Below are 12,770 nucleotides of genomic sequence, written 5' to 3'. Positions count from 1 at the left end.
GTCCGAAGCCGTAGAAGTCCCAAAGGGCTCTTGCTCCAGTGGCGGGCTTCTGCTCGGTCTTCCTGAAAAGTAGGTGGCGATTGACGGATCTGCTATGGCCCCGCCAGGACCGAGAGACCGCTCTTGGCCGCTCAATCGGCCGTCACTCTGGCTTTGCCCCTCGCTCCGACCAGGTCAAGCTCCATGCCGCTTCGCGTGACCGCAAGCAAATTGTCGAAAGAGCTCGGAGGCATCGCAACGGACGTGCGCCCGAGATTGCAGCACGTCGAGCTGAAAACGCTTTTGTGTAGCTTTGATATTTCGCTATTGAAGCTTTCGACCATCTGATCTCCAGCTTTCGCGGGCAACTTGTTGAAATACGGTCGGCTGGTGAAGATGTATAATGGTGATGGACCAGGTTAAGACAAACAATCGTTTGTGGAGCTTGATCGGGTGAGCACGTTGCTCATCACATCGGCTCATTGCATTTTCTACGACTCGTCAGCTTCTCGAAAGCTAATACTTGCATAGTTGATGGCGGACAAGGCCTCCATTGGCACGATCGAATTGACATAGGAGAACCCGATGCGCGTTACGAGCTCTAGCGGCGCTGGGCACGTCGATGTTGACCTCCATGCAGCTGGCGGCAAAAGCGGCGGCAGAAACGGATCTCACAAGCCTGGCGAGCGCGACGATCATGCCCGATCGCCTGATGCAAACATTCCCGTAAACGGCGGCGCGCCCACTCCGAGCGGCAACTCGCAAGAAGCCGCTATGCAGCAAGCGTTCAGCGCCGCTTTGGGAGCCGCTGCTCTCCAAGTTGCGAATAGTGCAATGAGCCATTTCGACGATGTCATGGCCGAGACAGAGGAGGATTCCTGACGTTGCATGTTGCGACGTTTGGAAATAGGAGCCGCACGTCGCGGCGCAATTCGAGCACACAGGAGAATAGTATGTCTAAAAATGTTGGTGCGTCTCATACCTCGACTGCAGGTGGGGCAGCCGGCACCGCTACTGCTGCAGCCGCTTCCACGGCTGCTGAAGCTGCTGGAGAGGCGGCATTCCAACGGCAAATCGCCGCCCTGACTGCGACCAGCACAAAGGCTGCTGAGAGGGATGTGGAACTTCGGGTCGTCTCGACCGAGCTCTCGACCGTCAAGAAAGCCGCCGATGAGCGGGTGCAGTAAGGGATGAGATGGGGCGACGTCGCCGCCCCACTTTCCCCGGCTGCTTAGTCTGTGAAGTCGCACGGGCCGTACGGTTTTGCCGTACGGTTCCGTTCGCTGTTCAGGAAACCGACCGTGAATGAACCAAATTGCCCGCATTTCGAAGTGTTGTCGGGGTGTTACTCCGGGCTGACAAGTAAAGTGGGGGTCGGATCGTGTCTGATTGGCAGCAGCCTCGATGCTGACTTGATCTTCGTCGAACAAGGCCTCGAATCGCACCATCTTCGTGTCACCCCCCATTCCAATTCAATCGAGATCGAGGCCCTTGCGAGGGACGTTAGGATCGAGGGGCACGAGACTGTTTTACCGAACGAATCCATTGTTGTCCCTCTTCCTGTCGTTTTGCATGCCGGGGCGATGTCCATTCGCTGGACGATCGAGGACTACAAACAAGCTGACTCCATCGACCGCCGGCATATATCGCTCGCCTTTCTCGCTTTGGTCCTGATCAGCTCTGCCGCGGTTGGCGCAGTCTCATCCAGTTTTGTCCAGACCAATACCACCGTGGCGTCAAGTCCGTCGTCCCCTGCTCCGGACATTGCGCCCAAGCTGGCGCTCAGCTCTCCTGATGCTCTGGCCACCGATGCAGCTGCCGAACGGTTGCAAGAGGAAGTTGACAGAGCGGGCCTTGTCGGCATCAAGGTCGGCTCTGGGGCGGGCGTTGTCACCGCCGATGGCACTGTTACGCCCGCCTCGCTCGCCACATGGCGAGACGTCCAGCAGCGGTTTGATCACAATAGCAATGGCGCTTATACGCTCGTCAATGCAGTGGCCATCAAGGATGAGAAGACGCCTCCCGCAATTGGGGTCCAAGCTGTTTGGCGCGGGAGCGACCCCTATATTGTCATTGCTGGTCAAAAGTATTTCGTCGGCGCGCTCTTGAGCAATGGATGGACCGTCTACGGGATTGAGGAAGGGCGTGTTCTGCTGAGCCGCGATGGCCGGCTTGCCACTCTACCCTATTAACGTTTTAGGCCGCAGGCAAGGAAGCAAAGCGCCATGACTAGGCTGCCCCCCAATCCCGTCGAGCCCGGCACCTCTTTTCAGGAGCCAAACGTTGATCATCATGCATCTGCCATCACGCCGGTCAATTCTCGGGCCAAGTCCATCGGGATTGACCGGACGCGTGGCAATGATCACAAGAGCCAAACCTCACTTTCTCGTCCTAGTGACGTACTGGATCGGTTGGTGGACGCCACGATCGAGAGCGCGCTCGAGCTCAGTTCGATCGATGCAGTTTCGCGCATCAATCTAGACGAGGCGCGCGCCCCGCCAGGTCAGATCGAGCCAAGCTCGGAACTCGCTTGGCTTAATGAGCCCAATCTCGCGCACAGTCTGCTCTCCTTTGTGACGCCGCGCTTACGCCATTCGCATGTTCTGCGTCCAGAGCAACACGGCCTTCTTCTGGAGCGTTTGGCTGATACGCTATCAGCCGCGCCAGAGGATTTGGTGCCACGTGAAGGGGCCGCCCTTCTGCAACTGGAGCTGCAACGTTTAATCCTGCTCCGGCAGACTCACAACGGCTTGATCAAAGGCTAGCAATGCTCGGGCCAGACAAAGTGCAACACTTCACATCTACACGGCCGCCGATCGTTTCCGAAGCCGGCGCTATCGAGCTGATCTCCGGGCCGGAGCGAGATTTGCTCTGCGTGCTTTCTTACGTCTACCTTGCGTGCGGACAGAGCGCTAAGAGCCTGGCTCTGTTGCGGCTGGTCGCTCACGAACAGTCTCAAGACATCGGCCTGCTCCGCATCTTGGCTTACGCTCTCATCTCGGAGCGTCGCGGTGACGAAGCACTGTCGGTATTGGACAGGCTTGACAAACTGGATGACGAGCCATCTTCGTGCCCGCCCTTGATGCTGATGCGCAGCCACGCCCTGCGCCACGCTGGCCGCATGACCGAAGCGCAAGCCGTCTTCAAACGCTATGTTTTGTTGCGGGGCAGCCCAGCTGCAATCAAACAACAATAAGGCTTCCATGGCCAACCTTCTACGAAATCTCATCACGCGTGCGCCGGCTCACCCGGATTTGATGGTCGCGTTGATGCTTCTTCTGGCGATCGGAATGATGATCATGCCGATCCCGATCGTCGTTATCGATATGCTGATCGGCTTCAATCTGGGGTTTGCCATATTGCTGTTGATGGTAGCCCTGTATCTCAACACGCCGCTCGACTTTTCGTCCCTGCCGGGCGTCATCCTGATCTCCACCGTCTTTCGTCTTGCTCTTACCGTTGCAACGACGCGACTGATCCTAGCCGAGGGCGATGCCGGCAGTATCATTCATACATTCGGCGACTTCGTCATATCCGGCAACATCGCCGTCGGCATTGTCATATTCCTGATCGTGACCATGGTGCAGTTCATGGTTCTCGCCAAAGGCGCCGAACGGGTGGCCGAGGTATCGGCGCGCTTCACGCTCGATGCGCTGCCGGGCAAGCAGATGGCGATCGACGCGGAGCTGCGCAACGGCCATATAGATCAGCACGAAGCCCGCAGCCGGCGCGGCGCGCTGGAGCGAGAAAGCCAACTGCACGGCGCGATGGACGGCGCTATGAAATTCGTGAAGGGCGATGCCATAGCCGGACTAATAGTCATCTGCATCAACATGCTGGGTGGCATCACGATCGGATCGCTTTCCAAGGGCATGTCCCTCGAGGAGGCGATGCATCATTATACCATCCTGACGATCGGTGATGCGCTCATTTCGCAGATTCCGGCCCTGCTGCTGTCAATTACAGCCGCAACCATTGTCACTCGTGTCAACGGTCCTTCCAGACTCAATCTCGGCGCCGATATCGTCAACCAACTTACGGCCAGCACACAAGCGCTACGCTTGGCCTCCTGTGTCTTGCTTGTGATGGGGTTCGTTCCCGGCTTCCCTTTGCCGCCCTTTGTCATACTGGCCGCGCTGTTCTCCGCCGCCAGCTTTCTCAAGGTTGGCGTGCAAGAGGGCAAGACCGCTCTAAAGGCCGGCGCCGGTCCCACCGGCTCGGCTCCCGCTTCCGCACAAGGTCAGAAGCAAACCGTGCCCGCGGAGGCACTTCCGATTGCACTGTTGCTAGCGCCGAGCCTGATGCATGCAATCGACGTAGGGGAACTCGAGCAGTGCGTCGCACGGGTTTCGGCACTGGTTTCAGCTGATCTTGGCATCACAATTCCACGCATTCCCGCCCAAAGCGCACAGCACCTGGCCCAATCGCAATTCCGGGTGGATGTCGAAGGAGTGCCGGTGGAGGAGAGCGCCATTGACCCGACACAACTCTTACTTAACGACGACGTGGCGAACATTGAACTGAGCGGGATTCCCTTTTGGCAGGACCCAGACACGAATCGGATCTGGATCGAACAAGGCCATGCGCCCGCTCTCAAAGCTGCCGGAATAGGGCACCACCGTCCGAGCGAAATCATCGCCTTGCGCGTCCAGTCGACGTTGACACGCTATGCACAGCGCCTGGTGGGCATTCAGGAAACGCGTCAGCTGCTTAGCCGGATGGAGCAGGAATATGCCGACCTGGTGAAGGAGGTGCTGCGCACGACACCGATCCCTCGCATCGCGGATGTGCTACGTCGCTTGCTGGACGAGGGCATCCCGATCCGGAACACCCGTTTGGTTCTGGAGGCGCTTGCAGAATGGAGCGAACGGGAGCAAAGTGCCGTACTGCTCACCGAATATGTGCGTTCAGTTCTGAAGCGGCAGATCTGTCACCGCTATGCCAACGCCCATCGTGTTGTGGCTGCCTTTATCGTCGAGCGTGAGACCGAGGATATCGTGCGAGGTGCGGTGCGCGAGACCGCTGTCGGTCCCTACCTCGTTTTGGAGGATCGGCAAAGCGAGATGCTACTTGCACAATTTCGCCAGATCCATTCGAGCATCGCGAGCGGTCAGAACCAGCCAGTTATCCTGGGCTCGATGGATATCCGGCGCTTCGTGCGCGGCTTTCTCACCCGCAATGGAATAGACCTACCTGTTCTCTCGTATCAGGATCTCGCCTCGGATTTCACCGTCCAGCCGATTGGCTCCGTCAAACTTGCGCCTGGCAAGGACAAGACTCCTAAAGGCGGGCATCGTGACCTCCTCCCTGCGGCCGGCTGACGAGCACAGGCGTGGGGTCGTGAGGTCGCTTATGAATTCATGTAACATTAATGTTTTGCGGCGCTGGCGTAACTTCCGTCGCCATTCGTGCTCGGCCTTTCTCCCCATGCTTGCCATTGTGCTGCTCGCGGGTTGCGCCAACTCGCACACGTCGGGTCTTTCACGGCAGTCGACGTCTACGGCAGAGCTGGTTGGGGCCAAGGAGGTCGATCCAGCTATGCGCGAGCGCATCTCTCACGCCCTCGGTCGGGATGCTGACGAGAAGGCTTTGCGCGATGCGCTGAAGCAACGACCGGACAATGTCGATGCGGCGATTCCTCTTGCGCGGAGCCTGCTGATGCGTGAAAGCGCTGATGAGGCGCTTGAGGTGCTCGACAACATCTTGCTCGTAGCACCCGGCGACCTGCGCGCACTGAATGCCAAAGGTGTTATGCTCGATCACGAGGGCCGCCATCACGAGGCGCAAACGCTATACCGCCAAGCTCTGGCAATTGACCCGGAAAATCCGATGTTGAGCAACAATCTCAAGCTGTCGCTCGCCCTTGAAGGGACGACGCAGAACGGCAATCCCGACCCACAACTGCAAGCGGATGGCCGGCACGCACCGTACCGTTAGAGGTAGTCAACGAACAAGAGCGGATCGCCCCAAGGGCAACCCGCCGTACTCGCTCATTTCCAAACCGCCAATGGTTGATATGTCAAAGTCTTAAGTTTGCTGGATGAAATGAAAGCACCTCGACGATAGATCTCAGTGTCACTCATCCGCTGGCCAACAACCCAGGCGAATCCTCCTGGAACGTCAGCTCCGGTTCGTGGCCACGAACCGCTCGTCCTCTATATACATCCAATCGCCCAGCGAAAGCTCGCGCAGCAGCGTTGGGTTTTGCTGAGGTAAGTGACTCGATGATGGCACTCAATCCCGCCAAGGAGGGCGACAAGTGGAACAAGAACAAAGATGCCAAATGCGAGCAGCCACTTATATCTTTGCCGCAGCTGAAGACAGTAGCGCCAACGCCGACATGATTTCACGACGGCTGGCTTGCGCAACCGGATCACCTGGCCACCGTTCTCCCTCGTGAACCTTACTTATTGTTCGATGTGGATCTGCGAGGCGCTGCCGTTAACGAAAACATGCGGCCGAGGAACTAAAGTATCTCTCGAGCTCAGCGATCGCGCGTTCCTCCCACTCTGCAGCTTGCGCTTGTAATGAGTCCCGTTGGATTGGCCGAAATGCGGCGGACTGACGGCACAACGAAGCTATCGCGCGATAGCGGCGCACGTTTTCCATAACGGCCGATCCGGTCATGTGTGGATCTCCTCCCCTGTTATCCCGGGCAAGAACTTGCTCGAAAACGGTTTTCGATCCGTTAGCGGTAGGAGTGGAAGGCGTGAACGGTTGGCAGAAACTTGTCGGCATGAGGGGGACCGACAATGAACGTCTTCCACAAGGAGCACATCCCCATAAAACCCGGCTCGGCAGTGGTCCATCCGTGCGCTTCTGCACCCCCTTGTCTCAGTTTATTGGTCGGATAGCGGAATGTAGGAATAGTTTCGGCTTGCAATCTCCATCAGATGACTGTGATCTGGCCTGTCTTTCGAATCCTCAGGAGTAATGAGCAATCCGTTTGTTGGTGATTTGAAGGACGAAGAGGGCCGGTGCTTTGCCGGCATCCCTTTGGCTCCATAAACAGCAAACGGCACGCAACTGTGACTTCCTCCGTCTCATCGACGCTAGCGAGACTGAGCAGTTGTTTACCTCGCGGGTCGACAACCGAAATGCTGATTAGAGACAAATCCTCTTGATCTCGCAACACTAGGCGATTTACCAGGTCGTGTAGATAATCGCGTAACCTTCCTTTGGCATTTAGCAGTGCGCTTGCGCGGCGGGAGTGCACAGGGATTCATTAAGCGAAATCGAAGAAGGCCATAGATACTCATCGATGCTCATCTTAAGTAGTATCGCCGCAAGTTCCGAAAAGTAAAAGGCTATGGGAACGAGCCCAACGGCCGGGATCTCCTGGGACGTAGACTAACCACCCCTTGGTCCACATCCGATTGGTGCCCGAGCCTCCCATCCGATGCCACGTGTGCCGCTCATTGTGCTTCAAAACGTGCCGCAGTCCTCCCCCTAAACAGGCGGCGTCGTGAATTCGCTGAAACTATGGTGCCTGTCAGCATGGCGGCGCCGCCGGAGTCAGGTGAGGCCGTGTTGGACCGGCAATGACGAGTGTCCCTGGTTTTGCGGCGGTGTGCATCACGAAAGGCTACTGCGCCATTCAAGAGGAGGCGTCAGCCAGCCGAAAGGCCTCTGGCCATCAGCCTACCAAAACAAGGAGACGACGGCATCTCTTGTTTGTTTGTAGCATATGCTGTGCGAGCGTACGGCTGACAACAGATGACAACAATGTTGAGCCGGAGCGCTTCGGGACGCGATTAGGGGCACTCGGATGATCACGCCGTTTCGACGGAACTGGAGTCCAAAAGAATTATTCGATGCTCTTACGCCAGCGATGTTCGCCGCCGAGCCGTCGGCTGTCCGCGCTCGTTGGGACAAATTGTGGCCTGATCTGTACACGGAATATGACGCCCGGTATCTGAAACAAGAATTAGTGGCGCGAAATCTTATTGCTTCCGATGAAGCTGCGGCATTCTTCAACGCCTGGGAGATTGACGAAGAGCGCCACACCGACGGATTCATCCGGATCATTGAACTTATTGCTGACGGGTCGGAAAAGGATCTGCGGGCGAGATTGGACGCCCGACCGCATGATTTTGGTCCGATCGTTGAACACCTGAAGGACGAATTCTCCCTAATGGTTATAATCGCGTTTGATGAGATGTGCACTTGCCGCGCCTATGCAGCAGAAAAGCCATTTTATGATGCCCTTGGGAACAACACGTTCCATCATTGGCTGCGGCAGGTTATTGCCGACGAGGCGGTCCACTCGATGAACGCCGTTAACGTTATCCGCGCATGCTATCGCGACCGCATCGACCAAGCCGCCACAATTCTCGATAACGTAATCCGAGCGTCGCATAATCTACGCTATTCTGGCACCTTCGTCCTGGACTATTTCGGCGCAGTGTACTCCAAGGAGCTGCTCGCCGACTCCCGCCTCGCGACCATGAGAAATCTTGCTAAGCCCCTCATCGTGTAAAGCGAGATGTGTAATAGCGAGCCTGCCTAAAGTGCACTGGCGCCATATCGCCGCTCAATCCACCCTTTCTGCAAGTTTCCATTCCGTCAGTTGACGCCAAGTTGTCCTGGCGCGTTGTGCGCAATGTCGTGTTCACGACCGTCGACGGCTCACCTTTGGCCAGACAATTATGCGCCGGTTCGGAGGTGCGCGCGGCTGTGAGCACGCGATTCGGCAATTGGTCCGGTTTTTGCTCTGCTGTTTTCCAAAACGACCTGCGGCTCCCCCGTTTATCGGATTTGCCCGCCATAAACGTGGATCAGTATGCAACGAAAGGCGATGCCATGAAGAACCGGATTTCGGTCACCGCCAAGGCGGGAGGTACCGCCGCTAATGCCTTCGAATCGACGAGGCGCACTGCGCCGGCGGTCGAGCACAGAATAGATGATCACACTGACGTATACCTTCCCCATGAGGATAGCGTCATTGCCGACACGATCAGATCAGATCGACCAGCTAGCTTCACGCTTCAAAACGGCCTGCAGGTGGTCGTGATCCCGGATCATCGCACACCCGTTGTGACTCAGATGATCTGGTATAAGGTCGGTTCCGCCGATGAGCCGCCTGGCAAATCGGGGCTTGCGCATTTCCTCGAACACCTGATGTTCAAGGGCACCTCCAAACATCCGGCGAACGAATTCTCCGAGGCCGTGCTGCGCGCGGGCGGCAATCAGAACGCCTTCACCGGATTCGACTACACCAGCTACTTCCAGCACGTGCCGCGCGAGCACCTTGGCAAGATGATGGAATTTGAAGCCGACCGCATAACCGGCCTCAGTCTCAAAGATGAGAACGGGCTGTCCGAGCGGGACGTCGTGCTGGAGGAATTCAACAAGCGCGTCGCCAACCATCCAGGCGAACGGCTCGCTGAGCAGATGATGGCGGCGCTTTAGCTTAACCACCCTACGGTCGCCCCCATTCTCGGGTGGCGCCAGGAAATCGAAAAGCTTACCCGGGAGGACGCGCTTACCTTCTACCAGCGCTTCTATGCACCGAACAACGCGATCCTGATTGTCGCTGGCGACATCGCCTCCAAGGAAGTCTGCTCGATGGTCAAGGAGACGTTTGGCGGCATCCCCAGGCAACCATCGATTCCCCTGGAACGCCTGCGGCCGCAGGTTGGCCGATTCCCGCGTCGAGCAGCCAGCCCTGCACCGCTATTATCTCGTACCGTCGGCTCGCACCGCGGCCGCAGGCGAGGGTCCAGTGCTTGACGTGCTCGAGCAGTTGATGGGCGGCGGCGTCAACTCATATCTCTATCGCTCGCTGGTGGTCGAAAACCAGCTCGCGGTCACTGCCAGAGCGCGCTACCACTCTGCCGCGCTCGATCCCTCGCTATTCGAGATTTCTGCCATACCAAAACCTGGCGTCAAACTCAGCCAGATCGAGCGCTCCATCGACGGGGTAATCGCCGACCTTGCGCGTAACCCCGCGAGCGACGAAGATCTCGCGCGGGTCAAGACGCGGTTGATCGCGCAGGTAACCTACGACCAGGACGATCAGGAGATGCTCGCGCGCTGGTATGGCCGCGGCCTGACAACGGGACTATGCATCGACGATATTCGAGGCTGGTCGGACGGCATCCGCGCGATCGGTGCACAGCAGGTGCACGGGGCCGTGCGGAAATGGCTCGACAAGAAACGATCGGTGACCGGCTATCTCATCAGAGAGTCTACGCCAAAAGACGGGGAGAAGCCCTAGTGATCCATCCTTGCACACGACGTGGGATCCTCCTCGGGGGCGCTTCGCTCTCAATCGCGATGCTCGCTTAGCCAAATTCGCTTGCGGCCATGAGGACGCTTGCGCGGACCAGGATCACGCGCCTGGTTTCGCCTTGCGGTATCGAAGCCTGGTTCGTGCAGGATTCCACTGTCCCGTTGATCGCGATGGAATTTGCCTTCACTGGCGGCGCGACTCGGGATCCCCCTCAAAAACCTGGCGTAGGCCACATGGTTGCTGGCCTGCTCAGGGAAGGTTCCGGCGACCTTGACTTCAGACCTTTCATGAGCGGCTCGACCGTCGTGCCATTGAGCTGCGTTTTCGCTCGACCCATGATCACTTCCGCGGTGCCTTGCGCACGCTCGAGGACAATGCGGACGAGGCCTTCGACCTTTTACGGATGGCGCTAACCTCGCCGCGTTTCGACGCGGCCGATGTCGAACGGACCCGTGCCAAGTGCTTGCGCGCCTTCGGCACGACTCGACCGATCCTTCGTCTCTGGCCCATCGCAAGTTCCTCGAAGGCGCCTTTAGCGATCATCCTTATGCTCGCCCAGCCGGCGGCTCGCTCGAAGATCGAGGCCGCGGATCTCAAGGGTTATGTTCGACGCGTGATCGCAAAAGACACGCTCAAGATCGCGGTGGTCGGCGACGTCGATCCAGGGGTGCTCTGCAAACTGCTCGACAAGTCCTTTGGCAGCCTGCCGACCAAAGCGGAAGCGACGTCGGTTCCCGAAGTCGTGGCAGCAAAGCCGCCGCAGCGGGTCTTTATTCCGCTCGACGTGCCGCAGACAGTTGTGACTTTTGGCGGTCCAGTCGTCCGTCGCAGCGAGCCCGATTTCATGGCCGCTTATGTCGTCAACCACATCCTCGGCGGCGCCGGCCTGACGTCGCGCCTGTTCCGCGAAGTCCGCGAGAAGCGCGGACTGGCCTATTCCGTCCGTGAGCACCTGGTCTGGTTGGATCATTCAGCCATGTTTCTCGGCAATAGCGGCACCTGCGCCGATCGTGCCGGCCAAACGGTCGAAGAAATCGAGAAGCAGGTCCCCACATCGCCGAGGAAGGACCGACTCAGCAGGAACTCGATGATGCAAAGTCCTACCTGAAGGGCTTGCAAGTGCTGGCTCTGAACACATCATCAAAGCTTGCGCGAACGCTGCTGCAGCTTCAGCTTGACAAGCTGCCCATCGACTATGTCGAAAAGCACAACGCCGTGGTCGATGGGGTGACGTTGGAGGACGCCAAGAGAGCAGCGCGGCGGCTGTGGGGCGAGGGTCTGCTCACAATTATCGTCGGCCGCTCCCCCAAAAGGACGCAGCGCAGCCGACCACCATGCCATCGGGGACCACACCCGCGCCAGGCGCCGAGCAGCTAGACGCCGCCCTGACGGCGCCACCCAATTAACCTTCTAGCAGCCCGGGCGCTTAGCAAGCGCCTCCCTGTTGCGCGCAGAGTGCGTCTAGCCACCCGCCTTGAGCGCGGAGATATTCGCTCGTCGGGCAGTTACCATCCCGCCGCTCGAGTGCCGCTTTTGCTCAATCGCGTTGCCAAAAAGGCGGCAGTCCGGCTTGATGTCTTCAGGGTAGCGATATGCAAGTAGCGATATCACCAAGAAAACGGCCCTAGCGAGGGCTACGCTGAGGCCGAGCTTCCACTGTGGTCGTGCCATTAGGGAATGGCTCAGACGTAGAGATAACCGCTTACCAAATGGCTTGGTCCTCATTCTTTTCCGTTCCGGCTTAACCAGCGATGCCCGGATCGGAGCTCTTCGCAGTCCCAGGGGATCGCTACTTTCGGCGGCCTTCAACGGCAGCTATGAGGTTGATGCTTCCTGTTTCCACGCCTCCCTTCATTTGCAGTAAGTATCCGCCTTAGTCGCGTTCAGTTGTGCTCGAGCTGCCTTGCCCTGGTAGGCTGGCGCTCTGTACCGTGGCGCCAGCGGGATCGACGCCTACAGCACAAACTCAAGGGGGCGCCTGGCACGCTTCGGTGATTGTCCGATATGAAAGCGAGCGTGATGTCGCTTTATGCCGAGGCCGAATATGCAGACCAATTATCTTAAAGCGCGACCGACCAGAAGAACGAGAACTGGACGCGCACCTAGCAACCCAGTTCAGGCGGGCTTGCCTAGTAGTGGTGATCAGAGTGGGCGCTTTAAAAATGTACACCGCCCCCCAAGGAAGCGGCGCAGCGAGAGCCGCACATGCGCCAACCCATCGTTCATCCCCTAAAGGTTCTTCTGAACCCGCACCACGCAGCGTCATCGGCGAAATCTGCGCCCAAGACAAAGATTACCGGTTCCGGTCGCACGACGCCGGCTTCTTTTGACGGAGCGTCCTCGATATCTCTCGCCACCGATGTTGAGCCGGCCGACGCCCCCCCTCACCCTTCGATCTTGTTCTCCATGACACTTTAACTTCGCCTCGGCGCGAGCAGACGCATGCCTTCTATTTGCGTCACCAGCCCGCTTCAGCGCCCGCATATCTCGATATTCTTCAGCAGAGTGAGAGCTCGTCGTTCAGGGTCATCTCTCGGTAATTGACCAGCCACTTCGC

9 protein-coding genes and 3 pseudogenes are annotated in these 12,770 nt (G+C 58.1%); 11 read left to right on the top strand and 1 reads right to left on the bottom strand.

Features of this window, described 5'->3' with window-relative positions; translation table 11 throughout:
* Positions 1 to 564 precede the first annotated feature (564 nt).
* The 8 genes and pseudogenes from AC5ZFO_RS36100 to AC5ZFO_RS36065 all read left to right on the top strand — a co-directional run.
* A complete protein-coding gene (locus AC5ZFO_RS36100) occupies positions 565 to 861 on the top strand; it encodes a hypothetical protein (protein WP_496123270.1) in 297 nt (98 codons plus the stop codon).
* A gap of 71 nt (positions 862 to 932) precedes the next feature.
* Complete coding sequence (locus tag AC5ZFO_RS36095; RefSeq protein WP_282524034.1) at positions 933 to 1,166, top strand: nodulation protein NopA; 234 nt, start codon at positions 933 to 935, stop codon at positions 1,164 to 1,166.
* A 114-nt stretch (positions 1,167 to 1,280) separates the two neighbouring features.
* Positions 1,281 to 2,171 carry a SctD/MshK family protein gene (locus tag AC5ZFO_RS36090; protein WP_496123269.1) on the top strand — a complete coding sequence of 297 codons (891 nt, stop codon included), beginning with the start codon at positions 1,281 to 1,283 and terminating at the stop codon, positions 2,169 to 2,171.
* Positions 2,172 to 2,204: 33 nt separating this feature from the next.
* Positions 2,205 to 2,744, top strand: coding sequence for a hypothetical protein (locus tag AC5ZFO_RS36085; protein WP_282524036.1), 540 nt, complete (start codon positions 2,205 to 2,207; stop codon positions 2,742 to 2,744).
* Positions 2,745 to 2,746: 2 nt separating this feature from the next.
* Positions 2,747 to 3,175, top strand: coding sequence for a type III secretion apparatus assembly chaperone SctY (gene sctY / locus AC5ZFO_RS36080; protein WP_282524037.1), 429 nt, complete (start codon positions 2,747 to 2,749; stop codon positions 3,173 to 3,175).
* Between the two features lie 7 nt (positions 3,176 to 3,182).
* Positions 3,183 to 5,300 (top strand): type III secretion system export apparatus subunit SctV, encoded by a 2,118-nt coding sequence (sctV, locus tag AC5ZFO_RS36075; RefSeq protein WP_496123268.1) that lies wholly within the window; start codon positions 3,183 to 3,185, stop codon positions 5,298 to 5,300.
* Between the two features lie 31 nt (positions 5,301 to 5,331).
* Positions 5,332 to 5,916: a tetratricopeptide repeat protein gene (locus tag AC5ZFO_RS36070; protein WP_496123267.1), complete on the top strand. Its 585-nt coding sequence runs from the start codon at positions 5,332 to 5,334 to the stop codon at positions 5,914 to 5,916.
* Between the two features lie 122 nt (positions 5,917 to 6,038).
* Positions 6,039 to 6,323, top strand: a pseudogene (locus AC5ZFO_RS36065) (hypothetical protein); the annotation flags it as partial.
* A gap of 97 nt (positions 6,324 to 6,420) precedes the next feature.
* Here AC5ZFO_RS36065 and AC5ZFO_RS36060 read toward each other — a convergent pair.
* Entirely contained in the window at positions 6,421 to 6,606 is a 186-nt protein-coding gene (locus tag AC5ZFO_RS36060; RefSeq protein ID WP_282524040.1) for a hypothetical protein, read from the bottom strand.
* A 1,141-nt stretch (positions 6,607 to 7,747) separates the two neighbouring features.
* Between AC5ZFO_RS36060 and AC5ZFO_RS36055 the strand changes: the two genes are divergently transcribed.
* The 3 genes and pseudogenes from AC5ZFO_RS36055 to AC5ZFO_RS36045 all read left to right on the top strand — a co-directional run bounded on the left by AC5ZFO_RS36055 (position 7,748) and on the right by AC5ZFO_RS36045 (position 11,619).
* On the top strand, positions 7,748 to 8,458 hold the full coding sequence (locus tag AC5ZFO_RS36055) for a hypothetical protein (RefSeq protein ID WP_496123266.1): 711 nt from the start codon (positions 7,748 to 7,750) through the stop codon (positions 8,456 to 8,458).
* Positions 8,459 to 8,781: 323 nt separating this feature from the next.
* Positions 8,782 to 10,198, top strand: a pseudogene (locus AC5ZFO_RS36050) (M16 family metallopeptidase).
* 89 nt (positions 10,199 to 10,287) lie between these two features.
* Positions 10,288 to 11,619: pseudogene (locus AC5ZFO_RS36045) on the top strand (M16 family metallopeptidase).
* Positions 11,620 to 12,770: the final 1,151 nt, after the last annotated feature.

It is taken from the genome of Bradyrhizobium sp. Unk1 (assembly GCF_059512345.1).
The sequence above is the reverse complement of the archived record's forward strand: the minus strand, read 5'-3'. Positions and strand labels throughout refer to the sequence as shown.

Coding starts and splice junctions, on each gene's coding strand:
- AC5ZFO_RS36100 (WP_496123270.1), top strand. CDS start 565: ATGCGCGTTACGAGCTCTAGCGGCGCTGGGCACGTCGATGTTGACCTC.
- AC5ZFO_RS36055 (WP_496123266.1), top strand. CDS start 7,748: ATGATCACGCCGTTTCGACGGAACTGGAGTCCAAAAGAATTATTCGAT.
- AC5ZFO_RS36060 (WP_282524040.1), bottom strand. CDS start 6,606: ATGACCGGATCGGCCGTTATGGAAAACGTGCGCCGCTATCGCGCGATA.
- sctV (WP_496123268.1), top strand. CDS start 3,183: ATGGCCAACCTTCTACGAAATCTCATCACGCGTGCGCCGGCTCACCCG.
- AC5ZFO_RS36070 (WP_496123267.1), top strand. CDS start 5,332: ATGAATTCATGTAACATTAATGTTTTGCGGCGCTGGCGTAACTTCCGT.
- sctY (WP_282524037.1), top strand. CDS start 2,747: ATGCTCGGGCCAGACAAAGTGCAACACTTCACATCTACACGGCCGCCG.
- AC5ZFO_RS36085 (WP_282524036.1), top strand. CDS start 2,205: ATGACTAGGCTGCCCCCCAATCCCGTCGAGCCCGGCACCTCTTTTCAG.
- AC5ZFO_RS36095 (WP_282524034.1), top strand. CDS start 933: ATGTCTAAAAATGTTGGTGCGTCTCATACCTCGACTGCAGGTGGGGCA.